The following is a 13,909-nucleotide window of genomic DNA, read 5'->3' as shown; positions in this document are numbered from 1 at the left end:
TAAGGGATGTCATTCATGAATTAGAATCTTTATGAGAACAAATACGAATGTGAACTGTCGTGGTATTAATCTTTAATAACCTTGGTCGATTCATTGCCTGTCCGGATGAAATAAATTCCCTTCGGAAGCTCTGAAATATCAGTTTGGTTGGTTCCTTTTTGAGTGGTTATTTTTTTAATCAATCTTCCTTCCTGGCTATAGATTCCAGCTTCTGAAGCTTTGTCCGCCTGAATCGTAAGGAGGCCTCTTGTTGGGTTAGGATAAATAGTCACCTCTTTTTTAGAAGCCTTTGCTTCTGCAGTACCCAATACAAGGTTGCTGTCTTTTACCCAGGTGAAGGCATCAACACCAAGATAATAATAATTGCCTCCCAGAGTCAGCTGCAACTCATCGATGACGATATTGGAATAATTCATCCCGTTGAGGTTCGTCATATCAATAAGTGTATAGCCATTGGTAGTTCCCAGCCCGGAAGTAAAATTACTGCTCTTAATTGTCGAAAACTTAGTTACCCCACTCAGCTTGCCTGTTACAGTAAGAGTTCCTGTAACATTAGGATTTGAAAGCTGATTAGCAACATACACCCAGAATCGGTTTACCTTAAACAGATTGGAAGTAGTCTTGATACCGAATGAGGCATTAGCAGGTCCTACACCATGGGAATTGTCAATATACCTGTTGTCATTGGCAGTGCCACTCCATCCGGTATTGGGATAATTCCCTATATCAAAAACTGAGGCATATGAAATGATATTAAATATTACTCCATTATCGGTAAAGTTAGTACTTCCGGGACTTTCGGTTTCAAATGTTTCTGTACTGGGCTGCCCGAATGAAAAAATTGAAATGAGCAGACTACAGATCGTAAAAAAGGTAGTGCTTTTCATGATTTCTGTTTTAAATGTTAGGTTGTTGTATAATTATATTAGCCTCTTGATGGGTAAATACCTTCAACACAGATGATATAACTAAGCCCAAGATAAGGAGGCATATTGTTGACAGGAATATTTTGTCCTATGTAGGTAATAGATGCCGGATTGATTGCGGTGTCAGGAGTATCATCTACAAAACTCGCAACCGTAGTGAATTCTCTTCCGTTCGGAATTCCGGAAATCGCAATAGAAGAGGTCGCTGAAGGAGTTGCACTGTTCCCGTTCTGATTCTTTACTTTAAGCTGGAATCCGGCAAGGCTTGGCATATTGCTTGACAAAATAGTATTCTGACTAGTTCCGGCTGCCTCCCCTAAAGTATAACTTTGACGAGAGTCTACAGTTCCTGCTCCTAGTGCCATTCGGCCTTTAAGATTAGGAAGGGCAAATGTAGTTATTCCGTCTCCACCATATGTGGTACCTAAGATAGAGAATAAAGCACTGTTTTGGGCAATGCTAAGTAAACTTCCGTCACAGAACATCCAACCTCTAGGTGCGAAATTTCCGGCAAATAATTTGACAATTCCAATGTACTCGTCCATGGTAAAATAGTTTTTTTAGTTGATATTTTCCTACTCTGTTCTTTGGCTTTTCGGATACCGCCATCGTTTTTATTTTTTGAACAGATCAAAGGAACGATTAATAACAAGGTGATACTAGCGTAGAAAATACCAAATTAAATATTACGTATTTCTACCTATTGCCTACCTGGGATTCGGAGTGCTGTCAATAAAAAACTTTGCTCCATCATGAGCAGTACACAATCAGAAAGTGCATTTGCAGATGTTTCGTAGACTATCAGTAACTTCCTGCTTCTTTTTCTCCTGAATTTCCAGCAATTAATCCTCTTTACGTTTCTCTAAAAACACCATATTTCGTATTTTTGTAAGAATCCAATAAAAATAAAAATGAGCGAATTCGTAGCATCAGAAATTAAAAATAATATTGCCGAAATTACATTCGGGACCCCAAAAAGTAATTCCCTTCCGGGAGCCATTCTGGAAAAACTTGCTGAGACGATCCTTGAAGAAGGAGCTAAAAAAGAAGTAAAAGCCATTTTAGTAAAAAGTGAAGGTGAGAAAGCATTCTGTGCAGGAGCAAGCTTCGATGAGCTTTTGGCTATTGAAGAACTGGAAGCTTCTACGAAATTCTTCGGCGGTTTTGCCAAAGTTTTGAACGCGATGAGAAATTGCGGGAAAATTGTGGTGGTAAGAGTTCAGGGAAAAACAACAGGCGGTGGAGTAGGAATTGCTTGTGGTGCAGACTATTGCTTTGCCACAAAAGATTCAGCATTAGCTCTTACCGAAATCAATCTGGGAATAGGACCTTTTGTGATTGGCCCTTACGTTGAAAGAAAAATAGGAAAGTCACAGTTTTCAGCAATGGCTATCGATGCAGATTTCAGATCCGCTGAATGGGCAGAGCAGCACAATATTTATCATTCCGTTTCAGACAGTATTCAGGAAATGGATGAGAAACTGGAGAAATTCTTACAGACTCTGGCATCAAGAAGCAGTGAAGCATTAGCATTGATCAAAAAAGTCTCATGGGAAGGTACAGACCATTTTAATGAGCTGATGCCGGCAAGAATTCACATGAGTGCAAGCCTTATTCTTGAAGATTCTGCAAAGAAGAATATTGAAGCGATCAAAGAAAGGTTGAGAGCCAAATAACTTTCACCTTAAACAATATCCGGCCGTTGATTCATTCAACGGCTTTTTTTATTCATAAAGCAGACATTCAAACATTGCTATATTTTTCAAAAAATATTTTGCAGGTTCATAAAAAATTATAACTTTGTAATTCAAAGTTCTTTTTATGGAGACAAAAAACTATCACGAAGACTTATCCCATATCCGTTCCATGATGGAGCGGTCTTCCAGATTTATTTCTTTGAGCGGATTATCCGGTGTTGTTGCCGGGCTTGCAGCCATTATCGGGGCAACCTATGTGTATTTTGTTTTCAAAAGAGAGGGCATCAGTTATTTTGATGGGGACCGGAATATATTTGGTCCGGCTCTGGTCAGAGAACTGGTATGGATCGGAATCGCCATTTTAGTTACGGCGATCCTCAGCGGATATTTTTTTACCGCCAGTAAAAGTAAAAAGAAAGGTCTGAAGATCTGGGATGCAACCACCAAACGGTTGTTGATTACCTTTGCGGTGCCTTTGGTTGCAGGAGGCTTTTTTTGCCTGGCACTGCTTTACCACCATCTCTTTGTTTTCATTGCTCCGGCTACGCTGATTTTTTATGGTCTGGCGTTGGTAAGTGCAGAGCGGTATACCCTTACAGATGTAAAGTATTTAGGGTATTTTGAGATTATCTTGGGATTAATTTCTTTATTTTTCCTGGGCTGGGGATTGGTTTTCTGGACAATTGGTTTTGGAGTGCTGCATATTGTGTATGGATTGATCATGCATAAGAAATATAAATAATGGGAATAGGATTTGTCATATTGATCCATTTTGTCATTCTCTTTATCCTGAGTTTGGTCTGTGCTGTGATAGGAAGCCTTATTACCTATTTTACCACCAAGAAAGAGGGAAGAAGAAGAAAAATTTTACTGGCCTCTGTAGCCCCTTTTGTAGGGTTGTATACTTTCTATATTGTAGGGCTTATCGGAGCTTCTATAGTGGCAGAGAAGAAGAAAGTAGATATGGGGATCGGAGATGCATGGTATGTCCCTTTAGAAAATGACCGCCAGCTTTTATTTATTGATTTGCCGGAACAGGCACATATCGCTAAAGAAGATGGGCGGATATTTATTTCAGAAGTTTCAGAAATAGAAGAAAACAGAAGCCAGGTAATAGGAAAAACATTTGATAATCAATATTTTTCTTATGATACAAACACAGATGAGGTTAAAAAGTTCAGTACAGAAAAAGAGTTGGTCACTTCTATCGGAAACAGGACACTTAAATTGGTAAATGCCTATGACTTTTATTCAGACAGAAAAAGTGAAATAATGGGTTCGTGGCCTTTCTGGATAGGGATTGTTTGCCTGATGATAAGTTTAGGAGCAATTTATATCTGGAAACTGATTATTTTTGCAGTTTTAAAAAAATGATACTGATGGAAATATAATTTTTTGAATACAAATATCAATCAGTACTCACCTCAGCATTTGTTAAAGACCACGATGTTGTAGTCCTGGAAAATACAGAAACAAAAGAAAAAATAGCCATTGATGCTGCATTGTATGACTATTTCAGAATAAATAAGATAAGATTAAAATGATTAAAATAAATCAGCTCAATAAAGAATTCGAAAGCCGTGTAAGATTGGGAATTATGTCCGTTCTTATGGTCAACGATTGGGTTGATTTTTCTGAAATGAAAGGATTGCTGGAAATCACAGACGGTAATCTGGCCAGCCACAGTAATGCATTAGAAAAAGCAGGATATATTGAAGTAAAGAAAGAATTTGTCGGGAAAAAGCCAAAAACCTCTTACAGGGTTACCCAGAGTGGAAGACAGGCCTTTACCGAACATCTGAATGCCCTTGAAAAACTATTGGGACGATAGTCCTATATTTTTTTGAAAATTCACTTTGTGTTTCAAAGTTCTTTGTTTTAAAATAAATGAAATGAATAGAAAAACATTTTTAAAAAGAGTAGCACAAATCTCTGTTCTGGGTCTTTTCCCGGCTTTATATTCCTGGAAAGTAGAGCCATTCTGGGTCGACTTTGTTCAGAGAAAGCTGCCCGTTAAAAATCTCCCCAAAAGTCTGGAAGGAAAAATCGTCATGCAGATTTCCGATCTGCATGTGGGAGACCGTTTCGACTGGAATTTCCTGATTGAAACTTTTCATGAAGCAAAACGCTTTAAACCTGATTTTGTAGTCTACACCGGAGATTATGTCAATTCTGGAACCACAGAAGAACAAAACGCCCTTACCACCGTAATGGAAAATTGCGTACTAGGAACAACGGCCACTTTTGGAATTCTGGGAAATCATGATTATGGTAACAACTGGAAAGATGTTGAATGTGCAGACCAAATCTGCGAAATTTTAGAAGACAGAGGAATCATCATGCTCAGAAATACCAGGCAGGAAACAGCGGGTCTGAATTTTATAGGCTTTGATGACTTGTGGTCACCCAGATTTCAGCCATCAGAGATCATGAAAGAATACGATCCTTCCAAAGCCAATATTGTACTTTGCCACAATCCAGATGCCTGTGACCTGAATATATGGAATGGCTATCATGGATGGATTCTCAGTGGGCATACCCATGGCGGACAATGCCGGATTCCCGGAATCATAACACCGGTTCTCCCGGTCAAGAACAAAAAATACATCTCAGGTGAAATTGACCTGGAAGACGGAAGAATGCTTTACATCAACCGCGCCATAGGCCATTCTTTTCAGGTCAGGTTTATGGTTCGCCCGGAAATTACTGTTTTTACTTTAACTCAAGCTTAATAACGATGAAAGATCAACACATTATAAACATTGGGAAAACGACTTTTGGCCTTTGCTTTTTGCTGGGAAATATATGTCTATTTGGGTATTTGATTTCCAGAGATATTTGGTTTGCAATGTCAGGGTATATGGTGATTATTTTTGGAGCTATATCAAATCTGGCTGTTATATTAGGGTTGCTGGTCTATAGTTTTATCAACTGGAATCAATTTGATATTTGCCTTAGAGCGATTGGTATGATGCTGATCAATATCCCCATTGCTGTTCTTTATGCCATAATAGGAATTAATCTTCTTTAAATACATATATCATGAAAAAAATACGTGTTCAGTTTCTGCTTTTTGTGTATGATAAAACTCAAAAATTGTACAGAAAATACTTTAAAAAGAAAAAGAGACAATGGCAGTTCAATGAAAAACAACTGTTGGAATTTCAGGAAGACTCTCTGGGGAGAAAGCTTGGTGAATTCTACAGAAAACATGGGTTTTCAATGATTCCAAAAATGGAGAACCACGATGTTCATCATCTGATTACAGGCTGCAGTACCAACTTCGAAGATGAAATTGCCATGCAGTACCTTCTTTTAGGAAATGGAAAGCTTAATGCCCATTTGCTGGCAGCAATCATATTGGGAACAATTATTTTGCCTGAATATGCGAAAATTTATATCAAAGCCTATAAAAAAGGTCAAAATATGAGAGCTTTTCACCACTGGGATTTTGAAGAACTGCTGTGGCAGAACTTTGACCATGTGAAAGACTTTATTCAGCAGAAAGAGACCGTTGTACTTCACTAAAATATTTATAATGAACAAAATACAATTCAGCCCATTAGGAAAAAGATCATTCCTCATTTCTTTCCTTGCAGGAACCTTTTTGTTGATCTTACTCTGGATCACCAGAGCAGAATTTCTGATCGAACTTGGTTTTTATTATGTAACCGTAACGGCAGTGATCAATATGTTTGTTCTTTTGAATGAACTGATCATCTTCCTGACCGATGCTGCCGAGCAGAAACCTTCTGGAAATTCTGTACTTCTTCTGCTGGTTAATATTCCTGTTACTCTACTGTACCTTTTTATTATGACAAAATTTTCATGGCTGCCTGCCATGCTTAAACTCTAACTCTAACTTTTAATATCATGAAAACACATCACTATATATTGATCACAGCCCTTCTTTTTGTCCTGGTATTTTATGATCAGGATATGGGGCTGAACCTCGGAATTCTGGGTGTCATTTACGCGGTACTGACATTATTTAAAACACCGGGAAAAAATAAAACCAAAACATTCTACATTCTTTTTGCCACCAGCATCCTGTCCAGTATAGCATTTGCATGGTATGGAGATTTTGCTTCCTTTCTTGCCGTGGTAAGCTCCCTGCTTTTACTGGGATATAGATCCAGAAACAGAAAAATGAAAATTCTCTTCCTTATTCCTGTTTTTATAGTGAATGGCTGTACCTCCATCTGTCGTATTTTCAGTTTTGATCAGTGGCTGCCCAAAAGAAATGTTTCCGGAATATGGCAGAAAACATTAGCATTTATCCTGATTCCGCTGGTGTTGGTTTCTGTTTTTTTCGGGATTTATTCTGCAGGGAGTGATCATTTCGCCGCACTTTTTACAGACTATGAACTTGATCTCAACCTTTGGCAGGTATTCTGTCTTTCCGTTCTGGGATTTTTTATTGCTTTTAATTACTGGAATTTTGCCGTAGAAAGATTAATCTATAAAAGCCACTACGTTTTAGACAATGATTTTCGGAAAGATACCCGGATTCCCAAAGCTACTTATTCATTCCTTGATCTGGATACAGAAAGGACAAGTGGAATCATCTCTTTCTTTTGTCTCACTATTCTGCTGGTCTTTTTTATCATTACCTATAACTACGAACAGTTTTATGAAGTTTCAAAAACGCCCAATCAGCTTTCAGAAGAAACCCATGAGAGGGTGAATGCAGTGATCATGTCTATCATCATGGCCATTTTGGTGATTATGTTTTACTTCAAATCAGACTTTAATTTTGATCCGAAGGCAGGGCTGATGAAAATTCTGGCAAAGATCTGGATTTTTCTGAATGCTGTTCTTGTCCTTTCGGCGGCGGTGAAAAACTATGAATATATTGTCAGTTATGGCTTTACTTACAAGAGGCTTGGTGTTTTCGCATTCCTGCTCCTGTCACTGGTTGGGCTTGCTTTGACTTTTCTTAAAATTCAAAAGAAAAAAAGAAATGCCTATCTGTTCAATACAATGGCCTGGTATCTCTACGGAATTATTTTGGGCTGCAGTTATATCAATTGGGGAGGCCTTGTTACCTCGCAGAATATGGATCGTAAAAACTTTAATGTGAACTATCATCTTACGGATGTCAACTTCAGTGAAAAAGCGTTGCTTGAATATGCTGCAGATAAAAGAGACTGGGAGCTTCAAAAGGAGATAGAGGAAAAAATCAAAAATGAAAGATCCAAAACATTCCTTTCAAAGATTATGTATTATCAAACGATTCAGTAAGTTGACCGAAGACCGGATGACCGAAAGGAAAATCATGATGTAAATTGGAACAATTTTAGCATTTAAATGAGCTCAGCATAATAAATGCTGATCCATTTTTAAAATTAATTATTATGAAAAAAAGCTTATTGTTAATTCCTTTGATTATTGTTGCCTGTAAAAAAGAACCTGCTGTGACAGTAACTAAGGATAAAGATTCTACTGTAGTAACAGAAATGCCGGACTCTGTGGTAAAAACAGATTCTGTAGTATTGAGAAAAAAAGATTCAATTATTAACAATGCTCCGGTCACTAAAGAAGTATTACGCAAAGGGGTAATGAGAGATGAAAAAGATGGTCAGATCATAAGAACTGCAGATGCCAACCAGCTGCCTTTTACCATTGGAGAAGAATTTACAAAGGATGATCAGGATTTTATTTTAAAACTGACCCGTTACGACCGTCCCAATATCAAAGCGAAAATTTCAACAAAAGAGAAAGACTTTAATATTCGTTTCAATCAAATCAGGCTTCCTAACGGGAACTACGACGGACCTTTTGGAAGAGAAATCACTTATGAAACTCCGGGAAAGGGAGAAGTATGGCTGATTATCGGTAAAAGTAACATGGCTTCCGGCAATACCAAAGGAAGTTTCACGGTAACTGTGGAGTAAGACCGAATCAATTTGGTACAATTTCTGCAAACTAAACATTGAAGTTTAAAATTTAAAATGATGAAATCGCTACGATCTGCAAACACAGGCATGATCAAAGATAATGCGGTTCCACATGACCTTAAAAACAATAAAATAGTTAACATATGAAAAATATAGTTCTAACAGCAATGGCCGCTTCAGCTGTACTTGTAAGTTGCGGAACCGTACAGTCGCTGGTTCAGAATACCTTTCCATATACCGCGAATGTTTTAGTGTCCACAGGAGTACCTGCTGATAAAGAAGTATCTTCCACATCAACGGCTACCAATGTGCAGACGTGGTTCGGAGGAAATAATAATGCGAAGATTAAAGATGTAAGAATTTCAGAGGCAAAAATCTCTGTAGCATCACCTTCAGGAGGAAATCTGAGCGCATTCAAAACTGTGAAAATCTATGTTTCGTCAGCCGGAACAGGAGAAAGACTGATTGCATCACGTTCCAACATTTCTACCAATTCTTCCAGCCTTAATCTGGATCTGAATGATACCGGTTTTCTGGATGAAATCGTAAAAAGCTCTGGACTTACCGTAAGAACTGTTTATGAACTGAAAAATCAAACCTCTTCAGACATGAACATTAAAGTAGCACTCAACTTCAGTAGTGTTCCCGCGAAATAAATTTTTGTTAAGACCATAAAGAAAACCCACCTTTCAGAATTTCTGGAAGGTGGGTTTGATTATTATAGAGACCATAGCCCACTGCTAAGTCTTTCTGTTACTACAAAATCTACACTTGAATCGGTAATCATCTGTTGAATAGAGGAGCATTCCCCTCCTCTGGAGGGGTGTCAAATCGAAGATTTGACGGGGTGGTCTACACAGCATACATTATAACTTCGTAAACTTCTCCACAACCCTTCTCGCTCCCTCGTTAATGTTGATAATATACTGTCCTCTAGGTAGTTGAGAAACATCAATCTTTTCATCAGAAGAAACCGAATTTTTCAGAATACTTCTTCCCTGAATATTGATAACTTCAATATCCAGCTTTTTATCTTCATTACTTTGAATGGCAATATAAGAGGTGGAAGGGTTAGGGTAGATCTTTACAGCCAAAGAAGGCAGGCTTTCAGTTTTGCCCTTAAATCCGGTTTCCAGTTTTAGGATAGCATTTTTTACATTAGGTAAAGGTCCTATTTTTTGTCCTGTAACAGTACCACCTTGTGGAATTCCGGTAGAGATCAGAAGATTCTTCATCGCAGAAGGAGTCAGATACTGTCCTGTTGTCTGACGGTAGAAGGACTGGATCAGGATGGCTGCTGAAGCTACTGTAGGCGTTGCAGAGCTTGTACCGCTGAAATAATTGTAAGTTCTGTTATTATCATTATCATATTTGGCGTAAGATCCATAGCCGGCTGCCAGAACACTGCTTCCCCAGCCTTGTACATCCACTCTGTTTCCAAAAGTACTGAAGCTTAATTTTGAATGGGTCGTATTAGGCGATCCCGCTCCTACAATAATAGCCCCACTGTTTCCTCTGGCCATGTAAGGAGCATAAAAAGGATCATCCAGATTCTGATTCCCGTTACCGGCTGCAGCAATGATAATAATTCCCGAATCAGTAGCCGCTTTGGTAAGATCCCATATCACTTTGTCATACTCGGCAGGGCAATATTGGCCGTCTTTTCCGCCGGTCTGCATTTCATACAGGATAATATCTCCGGCCTGGGATGCATTGATGGATCTGCTTACTGCAGAGGCTCTGTTGTATCCCACCGTGGTCCATTCCATATAACCTTTTATCTCGGAAGCACTGTAGGCTGCTCCTGTAAGTCCTATATTGTCTTTTACAGATCCTAAAATACTTACTACTGCGGTGCCGTGATCCCTGTAATTATTGCCGGATAATCCTGAATTAGGAGAATATCCCGGCTCCAGTTGAATAGAGTTTTGGTTAGCCAGCATCTCATGCGTTTTATAAAAACCATATTCCACATCCCGAACCCGGATATTCTGTCCGGTGATGCCTCTTGACCATGCATATTTTGCATTGATTCCCGGGTTGTCATTCAGATAAGTCTGAACGCTTTCCAGATCAGGAGTAACTACGAAAGCGTTTACCAATGGAGGTTCTACAGGAGTACCGCTCATTACGGATACATATTCTACCTCAGGAAATCTTTCAAGAGTCTGAATGAGCTTTTGCATTGCCCCTTCGCTTTGTAACGGCAGGTCTGCTTTGAAGATGCGCTTCAGCTTTTCTACAGATTCTCCGGAATTTCCGATTGCTTTACTGCTTCGGGCCATTTCATCCAGTTTAGAATCTGTGAAATCAAGATCATAGGCAAATGAGATTTTATTTTCCCTTGTAAATCTTTCCAGATCAGAATTTCTGCTGAAAGCAGCTTTTTCAGAGTTGATGCCTTTAGAAAAACATACATAGACTACAGCATTCTGACCGATGTCCTGCTGAGGTTGATTCATTTGATTCTGACCAAAAGAGAAGGATGCGCAGAAGGTGAACAATGCGAAAAGTTTAATTTTTGTTTTCATATTATTTTTGTTAAATGGTTGTGAATAAGTTTGGGTGTTATCAAAAATAATAATAAAATGAAAACAAATCACGTTTTTGTGAATTTATTTTTCAAATGTTCTGTTTTGTCCTTTATCAGGCGATTGGCTTGAATTTGAGAAGGATATATTGTGGTAGTATTGATGTTTTAGGTCAAAAAAAATCCCTCTCAGTAGTATTGAAAGGGATTGCTGTATTGTAAGAAAAATATCAGTTTAAGCCTAGATGTCATCAAACTGATCTTGTTTATTTTTATGATAAAAGATTTTCTTCTTATTCCTGATCTGGTATTCTATTCCGAGGCTGTCTTTACTGATATTGATAATCCGGGCATTCTGAACGGGCAGTTGCGCTTCTTCAGGTTCAAGGAAAGACTTTTGAAGAACATTTTCCACCACATAAAAATAAGGAGTTCTGTATACCTCTTTTTCGATAATGCCCTGCTTTTTGTAAATATAGATCTGAGGTTTCTGTAAGGCGCTGGGGCGGGTTCTTTCAAGCCTGTAGGTATCATTAAGCTCAATTTGCTGATAATCATCCACCGTTGAAAAATAATACACCATGGCAAAGAATGGAAGCATCATAGGCAATATACTTAAAACCACTATCAATACCAGGATGGCGAAAATGGCTTTGGTACTTTTCTTCTTCCAGAACCTGATGATCATAAAAACTGTCATCAGCAGCCAGAGTCCATTGATGATCTTATCCACATAATATCCACTGAAACTGTATCTGTTGAAACTCAAAACAGCTTCGCACAGAAAGGCTAAGGAGAGGATTATGTAAAGAATGGTTATGTTTCTGTTCTTCATTTTCCCGGCTATCAGCTTTTGGTTATAGAATCCATGACAATTGTGACAGGACCATCATTGATCAGGGCGACTTTCATATCCGCTCCGAAGATTCCGCTTTCAGTTTTAAGTCCGGATTTGTTGGCCATTTCCTCTTTAAAATAATCAAATAGTGGAACCGCTTTATCTGGTTTGGCAGCTTTGATGAACGAAGGACGGTTTCCTTTTTTATAATCTGCGATCAGGGTAAATTGGCTGATGCAGAGGATCTCCCCTAAAATATCTTTTACAGAAAGATTAAGTTTATCATCTTCATCCCCGAAAATTCTGAGGTTCAGTATTTTTTGTACCAGCCAGTCTGCGTCTGCCTTTTCATCATTTTCATCAATACCTACCAGCAGCATTAATCCTTTTCCGATTTCCCCTACAATTTTTCCGTCTACTTTTACACTGGCTTCAGAGACTCTCTGTATAACGATTTTCATTTCTTATTCTAATAATAAACAGTTAAAGTTTTGCTTGCCTGATCGTAATTGTACGGATAGGTTTTAGGTGGGAGAGACGTTTTGGAACCTGACTCAGGCTGTCCGGTTCTTAAGATCCATCGCGTACCATCCTTTGGACATATAATGGCGATGTTGTCTTTCACCTCAAGGGTTGTATCATTATCCGGGCATATATGAGGAGCATTCCGGTCGTATACTTTGAATCCGTTTCCCACTCTTACGATGATCAGACCTCTTGTTCCGGATTGCTGTTCGTTGACGTAGATCCAGCCGCTGTCATAATTCAAAGCGTTGTAGGCAGGCAGGTTTAAATTTAAAGTTACATTGATCGGGCTATTGGGAAAGCAGTTCACGGTATCTTCTCTACTTCCGCATGAGTTTATGGATAAATTACTGAAAATCAATAAGCTGAAAATAAATAGGATTGAAAAAGTTTTTTTCATTTCAATTTAAATTTTTATATATTTGTAAAAATTAAACGATTACAACACGAAAACATTGTCCGGCAAATGTCGGATTATTTTTTTATACTAAAACTAAATTTTGAAAATTATGGCAAGCTATGTAACTAAGGAGGGCCTGGATAAAATGAAAGCTGAGCTGGAACAGTTGGAAACTGTAGAGAGACCAAAAATTACTCAGCAGATCGCAGAAGCAAGAGACAAAGGTGATTTGTCTGAAAATGCAGAATACGATGCGGCTAAAGAGGCTCAGGGAATGCTTGAAATGAGAATTTCTAAGCTGAAAGATGTTATTTCTACTTCTAAAATTATAGATGAAAGCCAATTAGATACGTCAAAAGTTTCTATCCTTACAACGGTGAAACTTAAAAACAATGCGACTAAACAAGAGCAGGTATTTAAATTGGTACCGGATAACGAAAGTGATCTTAAAACAGGAAAAATTTCTGTTAATACCCCGATCGCAAAAGGACTGTTAGGAAAAGCTATCGGCGAAACTGCGGAAATCACTTTACCGAACGGAAACAAGCTTTCTTTTGAAGTATTAGACATCTCTCTATAGTCTGATACCCCTTTCTATTTCTAAAAACTTCTGATTATCTAACCTCTAACTTCTAAAAAATGAGCACTATATTCACAAAAATCATCAATGGCGAAATTCCCTCGTATAAAATTGCAGAAAACGAAGACTTTATAGCTTTCTTGGATGCAATGCCGCTGGTGAAGGGACATACTTTGGTAGTTCCGAAAAAAGAAGTGGATTTGATTTTTGATCTTGAAAGTGAAGAATACAAAAACCTTTGGGGATTTGCCCAAGAGGTGGCCAAGAAGATCAAAACTGCAATTCCATGTGTAAGAGTAGGAGTAGCGGTAGTGGGACTGGAAGTTCCTCATGCTCATATTCATCTTATCCCTTTGAACAAGATGGAAGACATGAACTTCAGAAATGAAAGATTAAAATTAACGAACGAAGAATATACAGAGATTCAAAACTCAATTATTAATTCTTAAAAACCAGAAAATCGTAAAAAGTAATTTTTACGATTTTCTTTAACATATACATATATATAATAAT

At 38.2% G+C, this 13,909-nt stretch carries 19 protein-coding genes; 13 read left to right on the top strand and 6 right to left on the bottom strand.

Annotated features, from left to right (window positions below; all coding sequences use genetic code 11):
• Positions 1-65: 65 nt before the first annotated feature.
• On the bottom strand, positions 66-887 hold the full coding sequence (locus AC106K_RS25930) for a T9SS type A sorting domain-containing protein (protein WP_482448494.1): 822 nt from the start codon (positions 885-887) through the stop codon (positions 66-68).
• 38 nt (positions 888-925) lie between these two features.
• Positions 926-1,471, bottom strand: coding sequence for a phage tail protein (locus AC106K_RS25925; RefSeq protein ID WP_482448493.1), 546 nt, complete (start codon positions 1,469-1,471; stop codon positions 926-928).
• A gap of 366 nt (positions 1,472-1,837) precedes the next feature.
• On the opposite strand from AC106K_RS25925, the gene AC106K_RS25920 reads away from it, so the two are divergent.
• The 11 genes from AC106K_RS25920 (at position 1,838) to AC106K_RS25870 (ending at position 9,179) form a co-directional block, all read left to right on the top strand.
• The gene (locus tag AC106K_RS25920) at positions 1,838-2,602 is read left to right on the top strand and encodes an enoyl-CoA hydratase/isomerase family protein (RefSeq protein ID WP_482448492.1); all 765 of its coding nucleotides are present in this window, start codon (positions 1,838-1,840) and stop codon (positions 2,600-2,602) included.
• Between the two features lie 145 nt (positions 2,603-2,747).
• Positions 2,748-3,365, top strand: coding sequence for a hypothetical protein (locus AC106K_RS25915; protein ID WP_482448491.1), 618 nt, complete (start codon positions 2,748-2,750; stop codon positions 3,363-3,365).
• Complete coding sequence (locus AC106K_RS25910; protein ID WP_482448490.1) at positions 3,365-3,997, top strand: hypothetical protein; 633 nt, start codon at positions 3,365-3,367, stop codon at positions 3,995-3,997. The genes AC106K_RS25915 and AC106K_RS25910 overlap by 1 nt, the downstream gene beginning before the upstream one ends.
• A gap of 166 nt (positions 3,998-4,163) precedes the next feature.
• Positions 4,164-4,454 carry a winged helix-turn-helix domain-containing protein gene (locus AC106K_RS25905; RefSeq protein ID WP_482448489.1) on the top strand — a complete coding sequence of 97 codons (291 nt, stop codon included), beginning with the start codon at positions 4,164-4,166 and terminating at the stop codon, positions 4,452-4,454.
• A 61-nt stretch (positions 4,455-4,515) separates the two neighbouring features.
• Positions 4,516-5,355, top strand: a complete 840-nt coding sequence (locus tag AC106K_RS25900) for a metallophosphoesterase (protein ID WP_482448487.1) — start codon at positions 4,516-4,518, stop codon at positions 5,353-5,355.
• Between the two features lie 5 nt (positions 5,356-5,360).
• The gene (locus AC106K_RS25895; RefSeq protein ID WP_482448486.1) at positions 5,361-5,654 is read left to right on the top strand and encodes a hypothetical protein; all 294 of its coding nucleotides are present in this window, start codon (positions 5,361-5,363) and stop codon (positions 5,652-5,654) included.
• A gap of 11 nt (positions 5,655-5,665) precedes the next feature.
• Positions 5,666-6,151, top strand: a complete 486-nt coding sequence (locus tag AC106K_RS25890; protein WP_482448484.1) for a Coq4 family protein — start codon at positions 5,666-5,668, stop codon at positions 6,149-6,151.
• Between the two features lie 10 nt (positions 6,152-6,161).
• Positions 6,162-6,479 carry a hypothetical protein gene (locus tag AC106K_RS25885; RefSeq protein ID WP_482448483.1) on the top strand — a complete coding sequence of 106 codons (318 nt, stop codon included), beginning with the start codon at positions 6,162-6,164 and terminating at the stop codon, positions 6,477-6,479.
• 17 nt (positions 6,480-6,496) lie between these two features.
• The gene (locus AC106K_RS25880) at positions 6,497-7,867 is read left to right on the top strand and encodes a DUF4153 domain-containing protein (RefSeq protein ID WP_482448481.1); all 1,371 of its coding nucleotides are present in this window, start codon (positions 6,497-6,499) and stop codon (positions 7,865-7,867) included.
• A gap of 113 nt (positions 7,868-7,980) precedes the next feature.
• Complete coding sequence (locus AC106K_RS25875) at positions 7,981-8,520, top strand: hypothetical protein (protein ID WP_482448479.1); 540 nt, start codon at positions 7,981-7,983, stop codon at positions 8,518-8,520.
• A 146-nt stretch (positions 8,521-8,666) separates the two neighbouring features.
• Positions 8,667-9,179, top strand: a complete 513-nt coding sequence (locus AC106K_RS25870) for a hypothetical protein (RefSeq protein ID WP_482448478.1) — start codon at positions 8,667-8,669, stop codon at positions 9,177-9,179.
• A gap of 210 nt (positions 9,180-9,389) precedes the next feature.
• Here the strand turns inward: AC106K_RS25870 and AC106K_RS25865 are convergent, their stop codons facing one another.
• From AC106K_RS25865 to AC106K_RS25850, 4 genes are all read right to left on the bottom strand, one after another.
• A complete protein-coding gene (locus AC106K_RS25865; protein WP_482448476.1) occupies positions 9,390-11,054 on the bottom strand; it encodes a S8/S53 family peptidase in 1,665 nt (554 codons plus the stop codon).
• A 240-nt stretch (positions 11,055-11,294) separates the two neighbouring features.
• Entirely contained in the window at positions 11,295-11,888 is a 594-nt protein-coding gene (locus AC106K_RS25860) for a hypothetical protein (protein ID WP_482448475.1), read from the bottom strand.
• Positions 11,889-11,899: 11 nt separating this feature from the next.
• A complete protein-coding gene (gene dtd / locus AC106K_RS25855) occupies positions 11,900-12,352 on the bottom strand; it encodes a D-aminoacyl-tRNA deacylase (RefSeq protein ID WP_482448474.1) in 453 nt (150 codons plus the stop codon).
• Between the two features lie 8 nt (positions 12,353-12,360).
• Entirely contained in the window at positions 12,361-12,816 is a 456-nt protein-coding gene (locus AC106K_RS25850; protein ID WP_482448473.1) for a Rieske (2Fe-2S) protein, read from the bottom strand.
• Positions 12,817-12,925: 109 nt separating this feature from the next.
• Between AC106K_RS25850 and greA the strand changes: the two genes are divergently transcribed.
• Together greA and AC106K_RS25840 are read left to right on the top strand one after the other, a co-directional pair.
• Positions 12,926-13,396 (top strand): transcription elongation factor GreA, encoded by a 471-nt coding sequence (greA, locus tag AC106K_RS25845; protein WP_047098138.1) that lies wholly within the window; start codon positions 12,926-12,928, stop codon positions 13,394-13,396.
• A gap of 59 nt (positions 13,397-13,455) precedes the next feature.
• Entirely contained in the window at positions 13,456-13,845 is a 390-nt protein-coding gene (locus AC106K_RS25840; RefSeq protein WP_047098137.1) for an HIT family protein, read from the top strand.
• Positions 13,846-13,909: the final 64 nt, after the last annotated feature.

The sequence above is a fragment of the Chryseobacterium sp. FR048 genome (assembly GCF_056844665.1).
Note: the sequence above shows the minus strand (reverse complement) of the source record. Positions and strands in the feature narration are given on the sequence as shown.

Coding starts and splice junctions, on each gene's coding strand:
- AC106K_RS25915 (WP_482448491.1), top strand. CDS start 2,748: ATGGAGACAAAAAACTATCACGAAGACTTATCCCATATCCGTTCCATG.
- AC106K_RS25905 (WP_482448489.1), top strand. CDS start 4,164: ATGATTAAAATAAATCAGCTCAATAAAGAATTCGAAAGCCGTGTAAGA.
- AC106K_RS25870 (WP_482448478.1), top strand. CDS start 8,667: ATGAAAAATATAGTTCTAACAGCAATGGCCGCTTCAGCTGTACTTGTA.
- AC106K_RS25885 (WP_482448483.1), top strand. CDS start 6,162: ATGAACAAAATACAATTCAGCCCATTAGGAAAAAGATCATTCCTCATT.
- AC106K_RS25850 (WP_482448473.1), bottom strand. CDS start 12,816: ATGAAAAAAACTTTTTCAATCCTATTTATTTTCAGCTTATTGATTTTC.
- AC106K_RS25895 (WP_482448486.1), top strand. CDS start 5,361: ATGAAAGATCAACACATTATAAACATTGGGAAAACGACTTTTGGCCTT.
- AC106K_RS25865 (WP_482448476.1), bottom strand. CDS start 11,054: ATGAAAACAAAAATTAAACTTTTCGCATTGTTCACCTTCTGCGCATCC.
- AC106K_RS25920 (WP_482448492.1), top strand. CDS start 1,838: ATGAGCGAATTCGTAGCATCAGAAATTAAAAATAATATTGCCGAAATT.
- AC106K_RS25890 (WP_482448484.1), top strand. CDS start 5,666: ATGAAAAAAATACGTGTTCAGTTTCTGCTTTTTGTGTATGATAAAACT.
- greA (WP_047098138.1), top strand. CDS start 12,926: ATGGCAAGCTATGTAACTAAGGAGGGCCTGGATAAAATGAAAGCTGAG.
- AC106K_RS25875 (WP_482448479.1), top strand. CDS start 7,981: ATGAAAAAAAGCTTATTGTTAATTCCTTTGATTATTGTTGCCTGTAAA.
- AC106K_RS25900 (WP_482448487.1), top strand. CDS start 4,516: ATGAATAGAAAAACATTTTTAAAAAGAGTAGCACAAATCTCTGTTCTG.
- AC106K_RS25840 (WP_047098137.1), top strand. CDS start 13,456: ATGAGCACTATATTCACAAAAATCATCAATGGCGAAATTCCCTCGTAT.
- AC106K_RS25880 (WP_482448481.1), top strand. CDS start 6,497: ATGAAAACACATCACTATATATTGATCACAGCCCTTCTTTTTGTCCTG.
- AC106K_RS25925 (WP_482448493.1), bottom strand. CDS start 1,471: ATGGACGAGTACATTGGAATTGTCAAATTATTTGCCGGAAATTTCGCA.
- AC106K_RS25910 (WP_482448490.1), top strand. CDS start 3,365: ATGGGAATAGGATTTGTCATATTGATCCATTTTGTCATTCTCTTTATC.
- AC106K_RS25930 (WP_482448494.1), bottom strand. CDS start 887: ATGAAAAGCACTACCTTTTTTACGATCTGTAGTCTGCTCATTTCAATT.
- dtd (WP_482448474.1), bottom strand. CDS start 12,352: ATGAAAATCGTTATACAGAGAGTCTCTGAAGCCAGTGTAAAAGTAGAC.
- AC106K_RS25860 (WP_482448475.1), bottom strand. CDS start 11,888: ATGAAGAACAGAAACATAACCATTCTTTACATAATCCTCTCCTTAGCC.